Genomic DNA, 21396 nt, shown 5'->3' on the forward strand with positions numbered 1-21396 from the left:
CGCCGGGCTTTGAATTTCTGGAACAGGCAGAGACTTATCGGGTCGGAACCGGCACGTCACCGCGGTAGTCGTAGAAGCCGCGCCCGGATTTGCGGCCGAGCCAGCCGGCTTCGACGTATTTGACCAACAACGGGCAGGGGCGGTACTTGGAGTCCGCCAGGCCATCGTGCAGCACCTGCATGATCGACAGGCAGGTGTCGAGGCCGATGAAGTCGGCAAGCTGCAACGGACCCATCGGGTGGTTGGCGCCGAGCTTCATGGCGGTATCGATCGCCTCGACCGTGCCGACGCCTTCATAGAGCGTGTAGATCGCTTCGTTGATCATCGGCAGCAGGATGCGGTTGACGATGAAGGCCGGGAAGTCTTCGGCGACCGTGACGGTCTTGTCGAGCGTGCTGACGAATTCCTTGGCCGCCTTGAACGTGCCTTCGTCCGTCGCGATGCCGCGCACGAGCTCGACCAGCTTCATGACCGGAACCGGGTTCATGAAGTGGATGCCCATGAATTTTTCCGGGCGATCGGTCGCAGACGCCAGTCGGGTGATCGACAGCGACGACGTATTGGTCGCAAGCAGTGCTTCCGGCTTCAGGATGGGACATACCTGGCCGTAAATCTTGCGCTTGATGGTTTCGTCTTCGGTGACGGCCTCGATGACGAGGTCCACCTGGGACAGGTCGTTGATATCGGACGAGCCCTTGATCAAGGCCAGCGCGCTTTTGCGGGCCTCATCGGTCATCTTGCCGGATGACACCTGCCGGGCAAGGTTGCCGTTGACGGTGGCAAGTCCGGCCTCGATGCGATCAGCGGCAAGATCGTAGATCTGGACCTTGTATCCAGCCATGGCCGAAACATGCGCAATGCCGCAGCCCATCTGCCCGGCACCAATAATTCCGACCGTCTTGATCATCGCGGCGAACATCCATCTTCAAGAATTTTGGCGGCCGTGCCGCCGTCATATACGAAAATACCGGGCCGGTCTGGCCGGCCCGGTAGATTGTTAATGCCAAGTCCGCGCTTTTGCCAGTCCTTTTCCTTGAGGCTCCAGCGGCGCGGTTGGCGAAAGGTCACAGCGCCTTTGCAAGCTCCGGCAGGGCTTCGAACAGGTCAGCGACGAGGCCGTAGTCGGCGACCTGGAAGATCGGTGCCTCCTCGTCCTTGTTGATGGCGACGATGACCTTCGAATCCTTCATGCCGGCGAGATGCTGGATCGCGCCGGAGATGCCGCAGGCGATGTAGAGATCGGGGGCGACCACCTTGCCGGTCTGGCCGACCTGCCAGTCGTTCGGGGCGTAGCCGGCGTCGACCGCAGCGCGGCTGGCGCCGACGGCTGCACCGAGCTTGTCGGCAACCGGCAGGATGACTTCCTGGAACTTCTCCGCCGAACCGAGCGCCCGGCCACCCGAGATGATGATCTTGGCAGAGGTCAGCTCCGGGCGATCCGACGACGACAGCGCATCGGCAACGAAGCTCGAAAGACCCGGATTGGCGGCAGCCGAAACCGTCTCGACCGAAGCAGAGCCGCCCTCGGGGGCGGAGGCGAACGAGGCGGTGCGTACGGTGATCACGCGCTTGGCTTCGCTCGTCTGCACCGTCTGGATGGCGTTGCCGGCATAGATCGGGCGCTTGAAGGTGTCGGAAGAGACAACTTCGGTGATTTCCGAGACCTGGACAACGTCGAGAAGGGCTGCAACCCGCGGCAGCACGTTCTTGCCGGCCGAAGTGGCCGCGGCAAGGATGGTGTCGTAGGAGCCGGCAAGCGAGACGATGAGGGCTGCGAGCGGCTCGGCCAGATTGTTGGCAAGGCTTGCGTCCTCGGCCACCAGCACCTTGGCGACGCCGGAAAGTTTGGCGGCCTGGTCGGCTGCCGTCTTGGCACTGGTGCCGGCGACCAGCACATGCACGTCGCCGCCGATCTTGGCGGCTGCCGTCAGCGCCTTGGCGGTCTGGTCGGAAAGGTGGCTGCCGTCGTGATCAGCCAGAAGCAGAATAGCCATGGTTTTGTTCTCCCTTTCCTGAAACTTAAAGCACGCCGGCTTCGGTCTTGAGCTTCTCGACCAGTTCGGCCACCGACTTGACCTTGATGCCGGCCTTGCGGCCTTCCGGCTCCTCGGTCTTCAGCACCTTCAGCCGGGCCGTCGTGTCGACGCCGAAATCGGCAGGTGTCTTCTTGTCGAGCGGCTTCTTCTTCGCCTTCATGATGTTGGGAAGCGAGGCATAACGCGGCTCGTTCAGGCGCAGGTCGGTGGTGACGACTGCCGGCAGCTTGATGTCGATCGTCTGCAGGCCGCCGTCGACTTCGCGGGTCACGGTTGCCTTGCCGTCGCCGATCTCGACCTTGGAGGCAAAGGTGCCCTGTGCCCAGCCGAGCAAGGCCGACAGCATCTGGCCGGTCTGGTTGCTATCGTCGTCGATCGCCTGCTTGCCGACGATGATCAGGCCGGGCTGTTCGGCCTCGGCCACACCCTTGACGATCTTGGCAACGGCGAGCGGCTCGACCTGGTCTTCGGTCTCGACCAGGATCGCCCGGTCGGCGCCCATGGCGAGTGCGGTGCGCAACGTCTCTTCGGCCTTGGCCGGACCGACCGATACGACCACGACCTCGTCGGCCTTGCCGGCTTCCTTCAGCCGCAGCGCCTCTTCCACCGAGATCTCGTCGAACGGGTTCATCGACATCTTCACATTCGCCAGCTCCACACCGGAACCATCCGCCTTCACCCGGATCTTGACGTTGTAGTCAACCACCCGCTTAACCGTCACAAGTATTTTCATGGATTCTTCCCTCCAAGAGCTTTCGCAGGAAAATGCGCCTTAACGGAGCCGCCTGATTGTCGGTTGGCGACATCGATACGCGTTTTTTCTCCAATTACAATCACTGTGCATGGCGCTAAATCGATATAATCCCGAGAATTGGAATAACGTTTACGTACACGTAAGAAAGTGTCGTTGCAAGACCTGTTCGCAGGTGCGGCATCACGGGCAACTCCCTTCCGTCACTCCGATATCAAGCCATTGAAATAATGAGGAAACGTGGTGTCCGTAACCGCAAGGTACGCCAGTTTACACCGTTGGGCGACCCCAGGGTGTCGGCGGTTTGCGGCTTTCCGGCACCGGTTGCGGCGTGACGGCGACGGATGTGACCTTGTGTTCGACGGCGCGTGGCGTGACGATCGTCCGGTCAAAAAGCGGGACGCCGCGGCGTCGCAAAACGACCACCAGCACGAGCCCGGCGACGATGCCGCCGACATGGGCACTCCACGATACGCCACTGCCCGGATCGACCACCAGCATGAAGAATTGCTGGCCGATCCAGAAGGCGAGCGGAATGGCCGCCGGCAGGGGCAGGGGGATGCGGAAAAACACCAGAACCCAGACGCGCACCTTCGGATGCAACAGGAAATAGGCGGCAACCACGCCGGAGATCGCGCCCGAGGCGCCGATCAGCGGCGCTTCCGATGCCGGGTCGAGCAGGCCGTGCGCCAGGGCTCCGGCAGCGGCACAGGCGAAATAGAACACCAGAAAGCGAAAATGCCCGAGCGCATCTTCGACATTGTCGCCGAACACCCAGAGAAACAGCATATTCATCGCCAGATGCATGAAGTCGCCATGCAGAAAGGAGTAGGTGATGAAGGTGAAGCCATCGGGCACGATGATCAGCGACGGATCGAGCTGGGCATAGTCGAAGACGAGTGCCGGGATGTATCCCAAACCCAGAAGCGTCGCATTGGCGAACTCTTCGGTGGCGATCGGTCCGGTTATCAGCCAGACAGCGATGTTGATGACGATCAGGCTTATCGTCACATACTGAACCTTGATGTACTTCAGGGTGTTCTTATCGTGAAGCGGTATGAACATGCGGTCTCCCGAAGCGTGTTTCCCGGACGTTATCTGTTTTTCCCGGGAATCCAAAGGACGTCGGCGTGACCTTTTTCGTTGGCCCAGCGGGCCGCCACGAACAGGAAATCCGAGAGCCGATTGATGTAGGCGACCGCCTCGCGGCTGACGATTTCGGCTTCGATCTGGGCAAGTGCCACCATCTGCCGCTCGGCGCGGCGGGCAACGGTGCGTGCGACGTGGAGTGCTGCGGATGCGGCGCTGCCCGCCGGCAGCACGAAGGAGCGCAAGGGTTCAAGATCAGCGTTCAGCCGGTCGATCTCGGTTTCGAGCCACGTGACCTGGCTTGCGACGATACGAAGCGGCTCATACTGCGGCGTCTCGCCGGTATCGGGGGTGGCGAGATCGGCGCCGAGATCGAAGAGGTCGTTCTGGATCCGCATCAAGGTGGCATCGAGATCGACGACATCGGCAGTGTGCTGCCGGGCCAGGCCGACAAAGGCATTGGTCTCGTCGATGGCGCCATAGGCATCGACCCTGAGGTCGCTCTTCAGGCGGCGCGGACCGGAGACGAGCCCGGTGGTGCCGTTGTCGCCCGTGCGGGTGTAGATCTTGTTGAGCTTGACCATGGTGTCGTCAGGTTCCTTAAGACGGGCGGCCGCCGCCGGTCAGCCACAGCGTCAGCATGATCAGGGCGATTGCGATCGCCTGCAACAGGACGCGGGCCTGCATCAGCTTGTTTGACGTGTTGCCGCTGCCGCCCTTGGCCATGTTCACGAGGCCGCGGATCAGAACGATGACGACCAGGCCCATGACGAGCAGGGTCAGGCCGGTGAAGAAACTGGACATCGAAATGCTTCCTTGCGTTTACAGTCAGCCTAGGCGGCCGATTATGCGGTAGAACAGGGCTGCCGGCAGAAGCTTCTTCAGGAGCGCTCCCTGCCTGGCGGGCCTTGTTACAATATAGTGCGGCTTCGGTCTTTTTGCCGTCAGCGCATGCTTGAGCACGGCGTAGACCGCCTCCGGGCCGAGCTTGCCGGCCGCCGGCTTGCTTTCGCCTTTCAATCGTCGCAACTGCCGTTCGTACTCGACCCGGTGAACGGAATTCTTCAGGTCGATGAAGCGCTCGATATAGGTCACCGCATTGGCGGTGAACCTGGAGGCGATCGGCCCGGGTTCGATCAGGCTGACCTCGATGCCGCTGCCGGCGAGCTCCATTTTCAGGGTCAGAGACAGCCCCTCGATCGCAAACTTCGAGGCGTTGTAGGCGCCGCGCCAGCGATAGGGTACGATGCCGAGAATGGAGGAACATTGCACGATGCGGCCGTACCCACGTGCCCGCATGGCGGGGATCACCCGGCGCGTCAGGTCGTGCCAGCCGATGACGTTGGTTTCGAGCTGCAGCCGCAAGGCCTCGGTCGGCAGGTCCTCGACCGCACCCGCCTGGCCATAGGCGCCGTTGTTGAACAGCGCATCGATGCGGCCGCCCGAACGCGCCATCACCGCCTCGACCAGGGCGGCGATCGTTTCCGGCTGGGTATAGTCCATCAGGAAGGTTTCGATGCCCTCATCTTCAAGGGCGCTACGGTCGTCTTCACGGCGCACGGTAGCGAACACCCGCCAGCCGTCGGCCTGCAGCGCTCGGGCGCAATGGGCGCCGATCCCGGATGAACATCCGGTGACAATGATTGTGGGGCGATCGGACATCCTGTCGATTCCTGTAGAAATCCTGCCCCCGTTTCCCATATTCATCGGCGGGATACAATTGAATTGCGCGAGCCCGAACCCGTGTACGTTGTCGTGGTCGGATTAGCGCCAAAGCCATGGAACGGCATCGGAGGCCCCGCATCGAATGCAGGTGACCCTGGTGCCACTCGGCCGGAGTGGAAATGCCATCGTTTATACGCATCACCTGGAAAGTCGTTTTCGATGCGTTATGGCACTTCAGTCTGGACGACGGCTGGGCCATGGCGAGCCATGTGGCGCTTTCCTCTCTGCTCGCCGTCTTCCCGTTCCTGATTTTCGGCACGGCGCTCGGCAGCTTCCTCGGGGCCGATCAGTTTGCCGAGACCGCCGTCCATCTCATCTTCGACGCCTGGCCGGAATCGATCGCGACCCCGATCGCCAACGAGATCGTCCAGGTGCTGACCATCCCTCGCGGCGGGCTGTTGACCGTCTCCGTGCTTGCCGCCGCCTATTTCGCCTCGAATGGTGTCGAGGCGCTGCGGGTGTCGCTCAACCGTGCCTATAGGGTGACGGAAAGCCGCTACTGGTATGTAACGCGCCTCGCCAGCCTCGGCTTCGTGATTGCCGGGGTGCTGATCCTGGCGGCGCTCAGCATCCTTCTCGTCGCCGTTCCCCTGGCACTTCGCTATGCCGGCGAATGGCTGCCCTGGCTCGACGGGGTGCTGGCGACCGTCGACAACTGGAGCCTGCCGCTGGCGCTGGTCGTGGTGACGGGTGGGTTGTTCATGTCGCATCTGTGGTTGCCGGACGGGCATCGCAAGGTGATCGACGTGTTGCCAGGGATCTTCCTGACGCTGCTCTGCTGGACGATCGGTGGCTACACCTTCGCCTACTATCTCTCGACCTTTGCGACCTACGTCTCGACCTATGCCGGCCTTGCCTCGATCATGATCGTGCTGGTGTTCCTCTATATGGTCGCGGCGATCTTCATCATCGGTGCCGAGATCAACGCCGCCATCCTCAAATATCGGGTGAAGCGCATGGTGCGGCGCAGCTTCCAGGGACAGCGTGTGACCGGGGACTGAGCGCCTTCAGAGGATCAATGCGCGGATGTCGGCAGGCGTCCTGCCAGCCTGGCGGAAGGCCTGGATGCCGGTGTCGCGATTGCTCTTGGAGAGTTTCCGGCCGTCCGCGCCGAGCAACAGGCGATGATGGTGGTAGACCGGTTCCGGCAGATCGAGCAGCCGCTGTAACAGGCGGTGCACCGAGGTCGCGTGATAGAGGTCGCGGCCGCGGACCACATGGGTAATGCCCTGCAGCGCATCGTCGACGACGACGGACAGATGATAGCTCGACGGCGCATCGGAGCGCGACAGGATGACGTCGCCCCAGGCCGCCGGATCGGCTGCGATGAGGCCCGTCTCTCCCTCCGGCCCATGGCCCGTCTCCTGCCAGGTCAGGGGCGTTGCGGCGGCCGCAAGCGCTGCCCTTTGCATGTCCAGCCGCCAGGCATGGGGTTTGTCGGCGGCAAGAATGGCGTTGCGCGCGTCGTGCCCCAGATCGCGCTCGCTACCTGGGTAGAGCGGCGCGCCATCCGGATCGCGCGGCCAAGTGCGGCCTTTGGTTTCGGCCTCGGCAACCGCGGCCTTGATCTCGCCGCGCGACATCACCGAGGGGTAGACGAGGCCCATGTCATCAAGCCGCTTCAGCGCGGATGCGTAGAGATCGAGGTGGTCCGATTGCCGACGCGCCGGCTGTTCCCACTCAAGCCCAAGCCAGGCGAGATCGTCGAAGATTGCCGTTTCGAATTCGGGGCGGCAGCGTGTCCGGTCGATATCCTCGATGCGCAACAGGAACCGTCCGCTCGCCGCTTGCGCCATATCGTGGTTGAGCATCGCCGACAGCGCGTGGCCAAGATGCAAAAGTCCGTTCGGGCTCGGTGCAAAACGGAAAACGGGTTGTGCGGATGACGTGTCTGCCATCGTTTCCCTTTGACATGGAAGCGGTATAAAAATCATCCGCTTTTTGGAGGCGCCATGCGGATCATCCGGACACATGAGGATATCGAGGCGGGGCTTGCCGGCCTGGTGATGCTCGACGCCCGTCTCGAACATGTCGTGGCCAGGGCCGGGCCAGTACCGCTCAGGCGAACCGACCCCGGCTACCGTGGTCTCGCCAGCATCATCGTATCGCAGATGGTGTCGAAGGCGAGCGCCGCGGCGATCTGGAATCGCATGGAAGCCTCGCTCGGCGAGATCACCGCGCCCGCCGCGCTCTCGCTCAGCGACGAGGATTGCCGCGCAATCGGGCTTTCCCGAGCCAAGGCCGATGCGCTGCGGCGGGTGGCGCAGGCGGTCGTTGCCGGCGACATCGACCTCGACGCGATCTGCAATGTCGACGCGCTCGACGCGATCCGCGAGCTGACGACGATCAAGGGCGTCGGTCGGTGGACGGCGGAGGTCTATCTTCTGTTCTGCGCCGGGCATCCGGACGTCTTTCCATCCGGCGACGTCGCGCTGCAGAACGCCATCGGCCACGGGCTCGGCCTGGAGCTGCGCCCGACCGCCCGCGAGATCGATTCGCTGGCAGCATCCTGGGCCCCTTGGCGCAGCGTCGCGGCGCGTCTGTTCTGGGCCTACTACGCGCAGGAAATGCGCCGGGATGCTGTTCCTGTGACACCTTGAAGGAAAAAGCGAATCCAAGGTTCGCTTTTTTCTTTCCTGCTTCACAATCCTGTTGCAACGGGCCTAATATAGAAGGTGCAGATGCCGAATCGATCAGGAGAATACGCTTGACGATTGCAGTCTCACCGCAGGCCTTACCGGCGCTCGTCTTGAACGCTGACTATCGGCCGCTGAGTTATTACCCCTTGTCGCTCTGGTCCTGGCAGGACGCGATCAAGGCGGTCTTCCTTGACCGTGTGATTATCCTTGCGGAATACGAGCACTCGGTCTCTTCGCCCAGCTTCTCGATGCGGTTGCCGAGCGTGGTTTGCCTGAAAAGCTACGTGCAGCCGTCGCGTCACCCGGCGTTCACCCGGTTCAACGTCTTCCTGCGCGACAAGTTCGAATGCCAGTATTGCGGCACGCCCGACGATCTGACCTTCGATCACGTGGTGCCCCGCGCGCATGGCGGCCAGACGACCTGGGACAACGTCGTTGCGGCCTGCTCGCCTTGCAATCTGCGCAAGGGCAGCAAGCTGCCGAAGCAGGCCGGCATGTTCCCACACCAGAAGCCTTACCAGCCGACGGTGCAGGACCTGCACAACAACGGCCGGCTTTTCCCGCCGAACCACCTGCATGAAAGCTGGATGGACTATCTCTACTGGGATGTCGAACTGCAGCCCTGAGGTTTGCGGGTCATCGCTTTCCGGATCGTCAGGTCATCATGAGGGGCTGAGTCTAGCCGCGTGACCTGTGGTCACGCGCGCCCGCTTCCGGCCGCTTCGTGTCAGCCTCGCGGATCAGGCCTTGGCAGCGCCGCGGAGCGCGATCGCTGCGAAGATCAGGCTGGCGATCACGTTCCAACCGGCAAAAGAGAGGCCGAGCACGCGTAGCGCTGCCTCCGTGCAGGACGGGCCGTGCTTGGAATCAAGGTCGCCCAGCAGATCGCCGACATTGGACGACACACCTTGCGCCGTGGTGGCGCAGGTCGACGGTCCTTCCCAGAAGCCCCATTCGGCGCCCGAGTGATAGACACCCATCCCGGCGCCGACGAGCATCAGGATGCCGATCGCCAGAAGCAGGGTGCGTGTCGTCCAGGCGGGCAGCTTCAAGGCGCTGGTGATGACGGCCAGAATGCCGAGCGGAATGCCGTAGTAATAGGGGTCGCGTTGCAAGAGGCAGAGCGCGCAGGGGATGTAGCCGCCGATATGCTCGAAACCGAGCGCTCCGCCAACGGTCACCGCCATGCCGAGCGTCAGGAGAACGGCGATGACGAGGTGATGGCGGGAAGCGGTGGAAGCGTCGATCATGCGTACCTCACGCGGAAAAAAGCATAGGGGTCAGTGGCCACATATGCTGCATTGCAACTGAATAAGGCCTTCTTAGGTGCGACGACACACGCTGTAAATCGCCTGCCATGCGTCACGTTTGCACGCTTTCGTGATTGTCGCGGCCAAACCGCGCCGAGATGTCCCGGGATCGCCTGCCGTGCTGCGCGTTCCTGCTCTCCTGTTCGATACATTCGTAAAACCGGTGCACATTTTTGCCCAGCGTGCATTCGTTGAAAATGATGGTTGACCGCGGCAAAAACCTTCGTGTAAATCCCAGCCGCTGATATCTTACATCCCTGAGCCCCATTGGCGGAATTGGTAGACGCGCTCGACTCAAAATCGAGTTCCGAAAGGAGTGCTGGTTCGACCCCGGCATGGGGCACCACCACTTAAGCTTTCCCCGCACGACGCCTCAGCATGGCTTCCCGTCATCGACGGAACCCCGATCATGCGTTTCGTGCACAGTGTCATCTCATCGCTCACGTCGCCCAAGTCACTGCCGATTTGTCGCAGTGACTTCTGATTCGATTTCGGCAACAAACAGAATGATCTTTCTGTTTTGGATTTGACGATGCTCGATCTGATTGTTCCCTATTATCTCTGGGTCAAGGCGGCGCATGTCGTCTCAGTGATTGTCTGGCTTGGCGGCCAGTGTCTGCTGGTCGTTCAGCTTGCCAGCCATCGGCAGGTGCTGGCGCGGGGAGGCGACGCCGATGTGTTGAGCGAGGTGGAGCAACGCTGCCTGCGTCTGGCGGTCAATCCGGCGATGTTGGCGACGCTTCTGCTGGGCGCGACGCTGTTCTTCCTGCGCGGACCCGAGTTGCTTGGCGAGGGTTGGTTTCAGGCCAAGCTTGCCTTTGTCGTGGCGATGATGGCGCTTCACGGCGCCATAGCCGCAACGGTCGCTTCTCTGCGCCGAGAAACCGTCTCCGCAATCCGCATCCGTGTGCTGCAAATCGCAGGCCTCATACTCACCGCCACCCTCGTTTCCATTGCCGTCATCAAATAGGAATGGCCATGTCCGAACACCAAACCAACCGACAGATCTCGCGCCTGCTGCGTATCGCGGCGATCGCAGAGGGTACGACCTTGCTGCTCCTCGTCTTCGTCGGCGTGCCGCTGAAGCATGGCCTGGGCTACGGCGAAGTGACCCGCGTGCTCGGCCCCGTGCACGGTCTTGCCTTCCTCACTTACATCTGGGCCGTCATCAACGAGCTGTCCTTGGGCGATCAGCCGCGCGGCTGGGCGTTCAAGGCGATGCTGTTCAGCTTTGTTCCGGGCGGCACCTTCTGGTTCTTCCGTCGATCGATCGCTTCTGTGAGGTAGGTCATCATGGGCTATGACAAGGGGCTTCGTACGCGCGAGGAAATCCTCGATGCCGCCGGGCGGCTGATTTTCGTTCGCGGTTACGGGGCCTCCTCGTTCTCGGAGATTACTGCTGCGCTCGGGATTTCGCTCGGCAAGATCACCCATCATTTCCCCAGCAAGGCTGCACTGTTCGAGGCGCTGTTCGAGCAGGCTGTGGCGCAATTCCGCAGGGAGACGCTGCCGATCTTCGAGGCGTCCGAACTGACGCCGTTGCAGCGGATCGAGCAGGTGTTTTTCCGCATCGAGATGTTCTACGCAGCGCAAGGTGAAATCATCGGTTGCCCGGTGGGGCAGACGATGGCCGATCCGCTGGCGACGACCTTGCCCATGCGCGACCTGGCGACGGCACTGCTTGCGGACATCGAACGGCTGCTGACGCGCAATCTCGAGGAGATGGGCTGGTCGCCGGCGCAAGCGTCGGCGCGCGCAGCGATCGTAACGGCCGCATGGCAAGGTGCGGTGCTGATCGCCCGGGGTGGCGGCGGGTTCGGTGGTTTCAGGCGCATTCTGGGTCACGTCAGAACGCTGCTTGCCGAAGAGCCACCGCGCTGATGGCAGCAATGCGTGGAGGCGACGAACGAGGAAGCGCGAGCCTGTCGGTGGACAGCCCGTGTCGCGCTGGCGATTGAACTGAAGCCGACGAAGATGTTAGGTGCAGTGCAGCAGAATTCTGTCGCGGCGGGGCCATGTTACCGACAATCGAAAATTACGACGAACTCTACCGCGCGTTTGAGTGGCAGATCCCCAAGAGGTTCAACATCGGCGTGGCCGTCAGCGATGCCTGGGCCGCGCGTGAGCCGGAGCGCATCTGTCTTCAGCATTTCAGCCTGGATGGCGCCCATCAGGCGCTGACATATGGCGCTTTCTCTCAGCAATCGTCGGCTTTCGCGCGCGGGCTCGAACGCCAGGGGATCAAGCCCGGAGACCGGGTGGCGATCCTGCTGCCGCAGGGGTTCGAGACTGCCATTGCACACGCCGCCATCTACAAGCTGGGCGCGATCGCCCTGCCGCTTGCGCTGCTGTTCGGGGTCGAGGCGCTGGAGTATCGCCTGCTCGACGCCGGTGCGGCGGCGATCGTCACCAATGCGTTCGGTCACGAGCGTGTCGCGGCCATTCGCGACCGGCTGCCGGGGCTGCCGCTGGTCGTGCTGAGCGGCGCTGAGCCCACGCCAGGAACGCTCGATTTCGCCGACCTTGCGGCAGGCGATGCCGTTGGCTTTGTTGCCGCCGACACCACGCCCGACGATGCGGCATTGATGATCTACACTTCGGGAACGACAGGGCCGCCCAAGGGGGCGCTGCATGGCCATCGGGTGCTGCTCGGCCATCTCCCGGGATTCCAGTTTCACCACCATTTCCTGCCGCAGCCTGATGACCGGATGTGGACGCCCGCCGACTGGGCCTGGGCCGGCGGCTTGCTGAACGCGCTGCTGCCCTCGCTGCTGCTTGGCGTTCCCGTGGTTTCGTCGCCGGCGCAGAAGTTCGACCCGCACACCGCCTTTCGGATTTTGGAAGAGATGAACGTGCGCAACGCCTTCATTCCGCCGACGGCGCTGCGGCTGATGAAGGCGGTCGACAGGCCGCGCGAGCGGTACCGTCTCAATCTCAGAACCATCGGTTCGGCCGGCGAGGCGCTCGGGCGCGAAACCTTCGAATGGGCCAGGGGAGCCCTTGGCCTCGAGGTCAGCGAGTTCTATGGCCAGACGGAGTGCAACATCGTCATTTCATCGGCCGCCGATCTCGGCGTGGTCAAGCCGGGCTCGATGGGCAAGGCGGCGCCGGGGCACCGGGTGGCGATCATCGATGGTGATGGCCGGGAGTTGCCGGCCGGAACTGTCGGCCAGGTGGCGATCCGCAGACCGGATCCCGTGATGTTTCTCGGTTACTGGAAAAACCAGAAGGCGACGGACGCAAAGTTTATCGGCGACTGGATGACGACCGGTGACCAGGGGGTGATGGATGGCGAAGGCTACTTCACCTTCTTCGGGCGCGATGACGACGTGATCACGTCATCAGGCTATCGCATCGGACCCGGAGAGATCGAGGACTGCCTTGCCGGGCATCCGGACGTGCAGCTTGCCGCGGCCGTCGGAAAGCCGGACGCGCTGCGCACGGAAATCGTCAAGGCCTATGTCGTCCTGAGGCCCGGCGTGGCTGGCGACGAAGAAACCGCACAATCGATCCGCGACTGGGTGAAGACGCGGCTGTCGATGCACGAATATCCCCGCGAAATCGCGTTCGTCGACAGTCTGCCTCTGACGACGTCTGGCAAGGTCATTCGCCGGTTCCTGCGTGAGCAGGCGGCAGCGGAACCGCCGCACAAGGTCGCCTGAGGAGGATGGTCAACGCCCGGCGAGCGCCTTGATCTTTTCCCGCAGCATCCGCGCCATGTTGCGGGTGTTGCGGTAGAGGTGCAATTGCGCTGCGACCTGGCGAACGTCGCGGTCGCGGGTCTGCTGCAGGCCGATGACCAGCGTGCCCATTTCTTCCCGCTGCTGCCAGAACCGGCTCATGATCGGGTGATCGGGAACGGCGCAGGAATCCGAGCGGGCGATGTTGGCATCGTCGAGATGCCATTCCGTCAATTCGGCCAAAAGCAGCTTGCCAGGCGAGTACTTTGCATAGTGCTCGTTATAGGCCGTCTTCCACGTATACGCCTCGCCCGACATCAGGAACACGACCATGGAGGCGATCGCCTTGCCGTCGAGGTCGAGTGTGTGGATACGAACGCTGTCAGCTTCGGAGAGGTTTGTTATCGCCTCGCGCGCGAAGGCCGCGCGGAAGCGGTCGAGCACCATGGCGCTGCGCTCGCGGCCCTTCCAGCCGGACGCTTCCAGCGCCAGGAACTCTTCCATGCGAATGCGGATCTCGCTCGGCTGGCGCGCGACGGAGTAGGCGAGTTTCCCGAGCTTTTCCAGCTGGTTCCATTGCCGCCGCAATTCGCGGAAATGCGCCGGGCTGATCGCCTTCTTCAGATAGGTCGGGCCATCGAGCAGGCTTTCGAGCATGGGCCGGCTGAACGTGTCCGTCACTGTCAGCGGCAGGTTTCGGCCGATGGCGACGGCACGCGCCAGCTGCGCGAACTTGCCCTTGAGACGCACATCCGGCAGCACCAGAACGGGGGGAAGGCTTGCCGACGGATTGGTCAGGGCTTCAAACAGGTTGTCGATGGTTTCGGCCGCATCCTCGGCATCGAGCAGCGGCACGCCAAGCGGGCCGAAGGGATTGGACCAGGCGCGGATAATCGGTGCGCCGATCGAAAAGCCGGGCTTCTCGATCGAAAATGGCATCAGGAAGCGCATGCGGCTGCGGCGCTCGTTGTTGTCCCTGATGATGGCGAGCCGTATCACGCGTTCCTCGAGCCTGGGCATCGCCGGTGCCAGGAAACGGCCGGTGAAGAAAACATTCGGCTCCAGCGCACGGTTCGACAGGAAGTCGAGTTCGCCCTGCAATTCATAGCCAGCCTTGGCCGGGTAGATCGAGAGATGCCGTCCCGGGCGTCCGACCGCAAGCATATGCTCGGCCTGGGGATGGGAATGGCCCATCGGCGCCAGCCCGCCAAGGATGCGGGCAGCTCGGTCGTCTGCGTCACCGGGAAGAGTGGTATTGCCGATCATGGATGGATCGCCCCGTTGTTGTCATGGTCCGAACGCCCGCTTGCAAAAGCGAACAGCGCGAAGCCGAAGGTGCGCCTTACGGCGAAATGAAGCAGCATTGCCTCGACGAACATAGCGCCGGCGGTTGCAAATGCAGCACCGATCAATCCGAAAAGAGGAATGAGGCTCAAGTTAAGCGCGAGGTTTGCCACCAGAGCACAAGCGTAGAGGATGACGCAGAGCGTCTGCTGGCCCGCCATCGTCAACAGGATTTCGGCGGGCCCGATGAAGGCCTTGGCCATAATGCCGGCGAACAGGATGGCCATCAAAGGCCAACCGCCGACGAAGGCAGGGCCGAACAGCGAGAGCAGGATCGGGCCGGCCGCCAAGACGACTGCCCCGAGCATCAGCGACGGCCAGAACGCCCAGCGGGCGCTTTCGATGGCGATCTCGGCCAATTGCCTGCGGTCGTTTGCGGCCATGGCTCCGGCAATCCGTGGACCTGCCGCCGCCTTGACGGAGAACATGACGAAGTGCACCAGCGCCATCGTCTTGGCGGCAGCGAAGTAGACGGCGACATCGTCCGGCTTCAGGTAGAAGCCGACGATGACGACGTCGGAATTGGTCAGCAGGAATCCGAAGCCATCGATCAGGAAGATCGGCACCGCGACCGTGAGCCAGCGTCCCATTTCGATGCGCAGCGGTCCTCGGACGTAGCGCGAACGCAACCGCCAGGTGAGTACGAGGAACTGGCTGATGGTCGTCGCATAGACGGCGGCCATGGCAGCGGCCATGGCAGTGCGCGCCGTGTGCGGCGCGCCCATCGTCGTTGCCAGCACCATGAAGGCGAGCACCAGCAGAGGGCGGATGATGAAGGTCGGGCTCATGGCCGAAAGCGGCCAACCATGGGCCCGGGCGGTGCCGTCCATCACGTCGCCGAGCGCGATCATCGGCAGAATGAACAGGCCGAGATAAAGCGGCACGAGGTAGTAACCCTCGATCCGTTCCGCAAACAGCCACAGGCTCAGAAACCCGACGAGAGCGAGCGTGCTTGCCGACACGAGGGCAAAGATGCGCGCGGTGGTCGTCAGGCCGCGAATTTCGTCCAGCGCCGCTGTTGCCTGGTATTCCGGCAGGAACCGGATCACGGCCGAATGGAAGCCGACGCAGGACAGGTTGCCGAACAGGATCACCAGCACCCAGACGAAGACGAAGATGCCGTACTCGAACTCGCCCATCAGGCGCGCGAGAATGATCTGGGACAGGAAGGCGATTGCGGCGCTGAGGATGCGGATGGCGAAGGCGACCAGCGCCATGCGCCGTGCCGTGTTTTTGGGGTCGGGTTCGGTCAGGGCGGCGACCAGCATGCCCCCTAGCGGAGACAAGCGGTGACGAAGCGCTGACGGCAGCATTCGTCCGGCTGTTTGACACACCGCCATGAACACGAGAACACCCTGAGATTACGCAATACAGGGTTTGCTTGTGCCAGATCAGCGTTAACAAACGGTTCAGTCGGCGGGTTTGCCTTGGGGAGGGAGCCGAGCGGATGGACCCCGTCCGGCGCCGAAAAGAGGCTCGCCGGATCGCGAGCGGCCGACGCCAGGTCATTCGGCCAGCCCTAGTTTACTTCGGGAGACGAGGCGCCATTAGCCTTTCCCGCCCCGCAAACAAAAATGCCGCCCGGAGGCGGCATTTTCAGATCAGGCTTCGTAGATGCCGTGGCAGTGTTTGTACTTCTTGCCGGAGCCGCATGGGCAGGCCTCGTTGCGCGAGACCTTGCCCCAGGTCGACGGATCGGCCGGGTTGCGGTTTTCCGGAGCGACAGCCAGCAGCGAACCGGAGCTGCCGCCAAAATCGTCTTCGCCGGTCAACGGGTCGATATGGTGCCCTTCCATCATCGGCGGAACCGGCTGCGGCGCCTCGGCTGCCTCGCGCACCAGTTCGACGCGCATCAGCTGGGCCGTCACGGCCTGGCGCAGGTTGCCGAGCAGTGCCTGAAACAGCTCGAAGGCTTCGGACTTGTATTCCTGCAACGGATCGCGCTGCGCATAGCCACGGAAACCGATGACCGAACGCAGATGGTCGAGGTTGACGATGTGTTCGCGCCAGAGATGGTCGAGCGTCTGCAGGATCACCGAGCGCTCGACATACTGCATGATCTCCGGTCCGAAACGCTCGGCACGATCGGCAACGGCCCTTTCGGTGGCAGCCGTCACGCGCTCGAGAATATCGGCCTCGTCGATGCCTTCCTCGGCTGCCCATTCGACGATCGGCAGGTCGAGATTGAGGTATTGCTGCACGTCGGCCTTTAGGCCCTCGACGTCCCACTGCTCGGCATAGGCGCGCTCAGGGATACGCTTGGAAACGATGTCCTCGATGACTTCGGTGCGCATGTCGGTCACGGTTTCGGTGACGCTGACGGCATCCATGAGCTCGATGCGCTGCTCGAAGATCACCTTGCGCTGGTCGTTGAGCACGTCGTCGTACTTCAGAAGGTTCTTGCGGATATCGAAGTTGCGGGCTTCGACCTTCTTCTGCGCACGCTCGAGTGCCTTGTTGATCCAGGGGTGGATGATCGACTCGCCTTCCTTCAGGCCGAGCTTCTGCAGCATGCCGTCCATGCGGTCGGAGCCGAAGATGCGCATCAGGTCGTCCTGAAGCGACAGGTAGAACTTGGACCGGCCCGGGTCGCCCTGACGGCCGGAACGGCCGCGCAGCTGGTTGTCGATACGGCGGCTTTCGTGGCGTTCGGTGGCGAGGACGTAAAGTCCGCCGGCGGCCAGCGCCTTTTCCTTCAGCCGTTGCACTTCGGCGCGGATCGCCTGTTCGCGTTGGTCGCGCTCAGGGCCGGGCTCGACTTCCGAGAGTTCCTGCTGGATGCGCATGTCGACGTTGCCGCCGAGCTGGATGTCGGTGCCGCGACCGGCCATGTTGGTGGCGATCGTTACGGCACCCGGCACGCCGGCCTGCGCAACGATGAAGGCTTCCTGCTCGTGGTAACGCGCGTTCAGCACCTGGAAGTTGTCGAAGCCCGACTTCTTCAGGAGGTCGGCCAGCTGCTCGGACTTTTCGATCGACGTCGTGCCCACCAGCATCGGCTGGCCGCGCTCGTGCGCCGACTTGATCTCGTCGATGATGGCTTTGAGCTTTTCGCCCTGCGTACGATAGACCTCGTCATCCTCGTCGATACGCTTGATCGGCAGGTTGGTCGGAACCTCGATGACTTCCAGGCCGTAGATGTTGCCGAATTCTTCCGCTTCGGTGGAGGCCGTGCCGGTCATGCCGCCGAGCTTGGAATACATGCGGAAATAGTTCTGGAAGGTGATCGAGGCGAGCGTCTGGTTCTCGGGCTGGATCTGCACCTTTTCCTTGGCTTCGAGCGCCTGGTGCTGGCCTTCGGAATAGCGGCGGCCCGGCATCATGCGGCCGGTGAATTCGTCGATAATGACGATCTCGCCGTTGCGCACGATATAGTCCTTGTCGCGCTGGAACAGCTTGTGGGCCTTGAGCGCGTTGTTGACATGGTGGACGATCGCGACGTTCTCGATGTCGTAGAGCGATTCACCCTTGAGCAGGTCTGCCTGTCTCAGAAGGTTTTCGAGCTTCTCGGTGCCTTCTTCGGAGAAGTTGGCCGAGCGTTGCTTTTCGTCGATCTCGTAGTCTTCCGGCGAAAGCATCGGAATGAACTCGTTGATCGTGTTGTAGAGGTCCGAGCGATCGTCGAGCGGGCCGGAGATGATCAGCGGCGTGCGCGCTTCGTCGACGAGGATCGAGTCGACTTCGTCGACGATGGCGAAGAAGTGGCCGCGCTGAACCATCTGCGCGCGTTCATACTTCATGTTGTCGCGCAGATAGTCGAAGCCGAGTTCGTTGTTGGTCGCGTAGGTGATGTCGCAGCCATAGGCGGCCTTGCGCTGGTCGTCCGTCAGGCCATGAACGATGACGCCGGTCGTCAGCCCGAGGAAGCTGTAGATGCGGTTCATGGTGGCGGCGTCGCGCTGTGCCAGGTAGTCGTTGACGGTGACGACGTGCACGCCCTTGCTCGCAAGCGCATTGAGGTAGACCGGCAGGGTCGCGACGAGCGTCTTGCCTTCACCGGTCTTCATTTCGGCGATGGCGCGCTCATGCAGGATCATGCCGCCGATCAGCTGGACGTCGAAGGGGCGCAGGCCAAGCACGCGGCGGGCTGCCTCGCGAGCCACGGCAAAGGCCGGCACCAGCAGGTCGTCGAGCGTCTTGCCGTCTGCGAACTCCTTGCGGAATTCCACGGTCTTGGCGGCGAGTGCCTCATCCGACAAAGCCTTCATATCGGCTTCAAGAGCGTTGATGGCATCCACCCTGGCCTTGTAGCCACGCACACGGCGATCGTTGGAGGAGCCAAACAACTTGCGGGCTAGGCCGCCGAGACTGACCATACGAATGGTCCTTTCTTTTTTGTTGCCTTGGGTTCCACTGGCCGCACCGTCCAAAACCGCGCAATGCCGTGAAACGCCCGGAAACTGTTCTGGACGCGAGGTTGCGTGACAGATAAGAGGGGGGTCGAATTATGTCAACGCACTTGCGTGGCCGGACGGCTACAGAACCGCCACATTCTGGTGGTGTTCAGCCGCCACGAGGCCGACGCAATCGCGTTGATGGCCAAAGGTGAAAGGTTACGAGCATGTCGAAGTTGAAGACCCTGGCCGCTGCGGCCCTGGTTGCGGCGATCGCCGTTCATGGTGTCGCGCGCGCCGAAGATGCGGACCCGGTCATCGCCACGGTCGGTGGCGAGGAAGTGCGCCAGTCCGAGCTCAATCTCGCCCTTGGCGGTCTCGATCCGCAGCTCCAGCAGATGCCGGAAGAGCAGAAGCGCGCAGCAGCACTTTCGGCCGTCATCGACGTCAAGCTTCTGTCGAAGACAGCCGAGAAGGAAGGCCTTCAGGACGACGCGGCCTTCAAGCAGCGTCTCGCCTACCTGACCGAGCGCGAACTGCACAACGCCTTCTTCAAGAAGCACGTCGTCGACGCTATCACCAAGGAAGAGGTGAAGGCGCGCTACGACAAGGAAATTGCCGCCGTTCCGGTGCAGGAAGAGGTCAAGGCACGCCATATCCTCGTCAAGACCGAGGAAGAAGCCAAGGAAATCATCAAGGAACTCGACGCCGGCAAGAGCTTCGTCGAGCTGGCCAAGGCCAAGTCCTCCGACCCGAACAAGGACGACGGTGGCGACCTCGGCTACTTCACCAAGGGCCGCATGGTTCCGGAATTCGAAGCGGTCGTGTTCACGCTCGACAAGGGCGCCTACACCAAGACGCCGGTGAAGACGCAGTTCGGTTTCCACGTCATCCTGGTCGAAGACAAGCGCCCGCAGGCCCCGCCGGCACTGGAGCAGGTCGAGCCGCAGGTTCGTCAGCTTGTCATGCGCGACAAATACGTTGAGCTGCTTGCTGCTGCCAAGAAGGATGCCGGTGTCGAGATTTCCGATCCGGCTCTGAAGAAGGCCTATGACGAGGCCAACAAGGCGCAGGAAGCCAAGTAATTTTTCGACAGACGGGCCCCGTCCAAGGGCAGGGCTCGTCGATCAACGTTTCTTGTCGATGCCCGACGGCTGAAAGCCGTTCGGGCATTTGTCGCAACTTCACCTTGATCCCACGTTCTTCAGGCAGGTTTCCCATGTCCGGTTCCGTCTCTCCGCTCGCTCCAAAAACGTTTGTCGACATGCCCGCCCTGCGCGGCGTTCGCATGGCAACGGCCGCGGCCGGCATCAAGTACAAGAACCGTACCGACGTGCTGATGATGGTTTTCGACGAGCCTGCCGCCGTTGCCGGCGTGTTCACGCGCTCCAAGTGCCCGTCGGCGCCGGTCGATTTCTGCCGCCAGAACTTGGGCGGCGGTGTTGCGCGTGCGGTGGTCGTCAATTCCGGCAATGCCAATGCCTTCACGGGCAAGAAGGGCCGCGAAGCGACGGAACTGACTGCAAAATCGGCAGCGAAAGCCGTCGGTTGCGCCGAGAGCGAGGTGTTTCTTGCCTCGACCGGCGTCATCGGCGAACCGCTGGACGCGACGAAGTTTGCGGGCGTGCTCGACGATCTCGCCACCGCCGGCACGGAAGCTTTCTGGTTTGAGGCCGCCAAGGCGATCATGACGACGGACACCTATCCGAAGGTCGCCACGCGCAGCGCCGAGATCGGTGGCGTCAAGGTCACGATCAACGGTATCGCCAAGGGTGCCGGCATGATCGCGCCTGACATGGCGACCATGCTCTCGTTCGTCGTTACCGATGCCGACATCGCGCCTGCGGCATTGCAGGCGCTGCTTTCGGCCGGCGTCGGCCCGACGTTCAATTCGGTCACGGTCGACAGCGACACCTCGACGTCTGATACGCTGATGCTGTTTGCGACCGGTGCTGCCGCTGCCGACGGCCAGCAGAGGGTGACGGACGCGTCCGACGCGAAGCTCGACGCCTTCCGCACGGCGCTCAACGACCTGCTGCGCGATCTTGCACTCCAGGTCGTTCGCGACGGCGAGGGTGCGCGCAAGATGGTTGCCGTTACGGTGGAAGGTGCCGAAAACGATGCGGCTGCCAAGCGCATTGCGCTTTCGATCGCCAATTCGCCGCTGGTCAAGACGGCGGTTGCCGGCGAGGACGCCAATTGGGGACGCGTGGTCATGGCCGTCGGCAAGGCCGGAGAAATGGCCGAGCGCGACCGGCTGGCGATCTGGTTCGGCGACGTGCGGGTGGCCGTCGACGGCGAGCGGGATCCGACCTATTCGGAAGCGGCCGCAACGGCTGTCATGAAGGCGCAGGATATCCCGATCCGCGTCGAAATCGGGCTTGGTTCGGGGCGTGCGACGGTCTTTACCTGCGACCTCACCAAGGAATATGTGGAGATCAACGGCGACTACAGGAGTTGACGCCATTGTGAGCGGTTTTGTCGGGGC

21 protein-coding genes and 1 tRNA gene are annotated in these 21396 nt (G+C 62.5%); 10 read left to right on the top strand and 12 right to left on the bottom strand.

Annotated elements, in window-relative coordinates; all coding sequences use genetic code 11:
* Positions 1-34: 34 nt before the first annotated feature.
* The 7 genes from HT585_RS30020 to HT585_RS30050 form a co-directional block, all read right to left on the bottom strand.
* The gene (locus HT585_RS30020; protein ID WP_176356440.1) at positions 35-907 is read right to left on the bottom strand and encodes a 3-hydroxybutyryl-CoA dehydrogenase; all 873 of its coding nucleotides are present in this window, start codon (positions 905-907) and stop codon (positions 35-37) included.
* 157 nt (positions 908-1064) lie between these two features.
* On the bottom strand, positions 1065-1994 hold the full coding sequence (locus HT585_RS30025) for an electron transfer flavoprotein subunit alpha/FixB family protein (RefSeq protein WP_176356441.1): 930 nt from the start codon (positions 1992-1994) through the stop codon (positions 1065-1067).
* A gap of 25 nt (positions 1995-2019) precedes the next feature.
* Complete coding sequence (locus HT585_RS30030; protein WP_176356442.1) at positions 2020-2769, bottom strand: electron transfer flavoprotein subunit beta/FixA family protein; 750 nt, start codon at positions 2767-2769, stop codon at positions 2020-2022.
* A gap of 288 nt (positions 2770-3057) precedes the next feature.
* On the bottom strand, positions 3058-3852 hold the full coding sequence (locus tag HT585_RS30035; RefSeq protein WP_176356443.1) for a rhomboid family intramembrane serine protease: 795 nt from the start codon (positions 3850-3852) through the stop codon (positions 3058-3060).
* A gap of 29 nt (positions 3853-3881) precedes the next feature.
* Positions 3882-4460: a cob(I)yrinic acid a,c-diamide adenosyltransferase gene (locus tag HT585_RS30040; RefSeq protein WP_176356444.1), complete on the bottom strand. Its 579-nt coding sequence runs from the start codon at positions 4458-4460 to the stop codon at positions 3882-3884.
* 16 nt (positions 4461-4476) lie between these two features.
* Complete coding sequence (locus HT585_RS30045; protein ID WP_176356445.1) at positions 4477-4680, bottom strand: twin transmembrane helix small protein; 204 nt, start codon at positions 4678-4680, stop codon at positions 4477-4479.
* Between the two features lie 24 nt (positions 4681-4704).
* Positions 4705-5538, bottom strand: a complete 834-nt coding sequence (locus HT585_RS30050) for an SDR family oxidoreductase (protein WP_176356446.1) — start codon at positions 5536-5538, stop codon at positions 4705-4707.
* Between the two features lie 182 nt (positions 5539-5720).
* Here HT585_RS30050 and HT585_RS30055 point away from each other — a divergent pair, with 182 nt between their 5' ends.
* Positions 5721-6602 carry a YihY/virulence factor BrkB family protein gene (locus HT585_RS30055; protein ID WP_176356447.1) on the top strand — a complete coding sequence of 294 codons (882 nt, stop codon included), beginning with the start codon at positions 5721-5723 and terminating at the stop codon, positions 6600-6602.
* Positions 6603-6608: 6 nt separating this feature from the next.
* On the opposite strand, the gene gluQRS is transcribed toward HT585_RS30055, so the two are convergent.
* Positions 6609-7499 (bottom strand): tRNA glutamyl-Q(34) synthetase GluQRS, encoded by an 891-nt coding sequence (gene gluQRS / locus HT585_RS30060; protein ID WP_246708009.1) that lies wholly within the window; start codon positions 7497-7499, stop codon positions 6609-6611.
* 54 nt (positions 7500-7553) lie between these two features.
* Here gluQRS and HT585_RS30065 point away from each other — a divergent pair, with 54 nt between their 5' ends.
* Together HT585_RS30065 and HT585_RS30070 are read left to right on the top strand one after the other, a co-directional pair.
* Positions 7554-8201, top strand: a complete 648-nt coding sequence (locus HT585_RS30065) for a DNA-3-methyladenine glycosylase family protein (protein WP_176356449.1) — start codon at positions 7554-7556, stop codon at positions 8199-8201.
* Positions 8202-8308: 107 nt separating this feature from the next.
* A complete protein-coding gene (locus HT585_RS30070) occupies positions 8309-8866 on the top strand; it encodes an HNH endonuclease (protein ID WP_077500992.1) in 558 nt (185 codons plus the stop codon).
* 114 nt (positions 8867-8980) lie between these two features.
* Here the strand turns inward: HT585_RS30070 and HT585_RS30075 are convergent, their stop codons facing one another.
* Complete coding sequence (locus tag HT585_RS30075) at positions 8981-9490, bottom strand: disulfide bond formation protein B (RefSeq protein WP_176356450.1); 510 nt, start codon at positions 9488-9490, stop codon at positions 8981-8983.
* A 321-nt stretch (positions 9491-9811) separates the two neighbouring features.
* On the opposite strand from HT585_RS30075, the gene HT585_RS30080 reads away from it, so the two are divergent.
* From HT585_RS30080 to HT585_RS30100, 5 genes are all read left to right on the top strand, one after another.
* A tRNA-Leu gene (locus HT585_RS30080) sits at positions 9812-9896 on the top strand.
* A 186-nt stretch (positions 9897-10082) separates the two neighbouring features.
* Positions 10083-10520: a CopD family protein gene (locus HT585_RS30085; protein WP_176356451.1), complete on the top strand. Its 438-nt coding sequence runs from the start codon at positions 10083-10085 to the stop codon at positions 10518-10520.
* A gap of 8 nt (positions 10521-10528) precedes the next feature.
* Positions 10529-10837: a DUF3817 domain-containing protein gene (locus HT585_RS30090; protein WP_246708010.1), complete on the top strand. Its 309-nt coding sequence runs from the start codon at positions 10529-10531 to the stop codon at positions 10835-10837.
* Positions 10838-10843: 6 nt separating this feature from the next.
* Positions 10844-11431 (top strand): TetR/AcrR family transcriptional regulator, encoded by a 588-nt coding sequence (locus tag HT585_RS30095; protein WP_176356452.1) that lies wholly within the window; start codon positions 10844-10846, stop codon positions 11429-11431.
* Positions 11432-11565: 134 nt separating this feature from the next.
* The gene (locus HT585_RS30100) at positions 11566-13212 is read left to right on the top strand and encodes an AMP-binding protein (RefSeq protein WP_176356453.1); all 1647 of its coding nucleotides are present in this window, start codon (positions 11566-11568) and stop codon (positions 13210-13212) included.
* 9 nt (positions 13213-13221) lie between these two features.
* Here the strand turns inward: HT585_RS30100 and HT585_RS30105 are convergent, their stop codons facing one another.
* The 3 genes from HT585_RS30105 to secA form a co-directional block, all read right to left on the bottom strand.
* The gene (locus HT585_RS30105) at positions 13222-14496 is read right to left on the bottom strand and encodes a GNAT family N-acetyltransferase (protein ID WP_176356454.1); all 1275 of its coding nucleotides are present in this window, start codon (positions 14494-14496) and stop codon (positions 13222-13224) included.
* The gene (locus HT585_RS30110) at positions 14493-15887 is read right to left on the bottom strand and encodes a lipopolysaccharide biosynthesis protein (protein ID WP_176356455.1); all 1395 of its coding nucleotides are present in this window, start codon (positions 15885-15887) and stop codon (positions 14493-14495) included. Before HT585_RS30110 ends, HT585_RS30105 begins: the two co-directional genes overlap by 4 nt.
* Positions 15888-16175: 288 nt before the next feature.
* Entirely contained in the window at positions 16176-18890 is a 2715-nt protein-coding gene (gene secA / locus HT585_RS30115) for a preprotein translocase subunit SecA (protein WP_176356456.1), read from the bottom strand.
* 245 nt (positions 18891-19135) lie between these two features.
* Between secA and HT585_RS30120 the strand changes: the two genes are divergently transcribed.
* Both HT585_RS30120 and argJ read left to right on the top strand, forming a co-directional pair.
* A complete protein-coding gene (locus HT585_RS30120) occupies positions 19136-19993 on the top strand; it encodes a peptidylprolyl isomerase (protein ID WP_176356457.1) in 858 nt (285 codons plus the stop codon).
* A 134-nt stretch (positions 19994-20127) separates the two neighbouring features.
* Entirely contained in the window at positions 20128-21369 is a 1242-nt protein-coding gene (gene argJ / locus HT585_RS30125; RefSeq protein WP_176356458.1) for a bifunctional glutamate N-acetyltransferase/amino-acid acetyltransferase ArgJ, read from the top strand.
* Positions 21370-21396: the final 27 nt, after the last annotated feature.

The sequence above is a fragment of the Ensifer oleiphilus genome (genome assembly GCF_013371465.1).
GTDB lineage: Bacteria > Pseudomonadota > Alphaproteobacteria > Rhizobiales > Rhizobiaceae > Ensifer > Ensifer oleiphilus.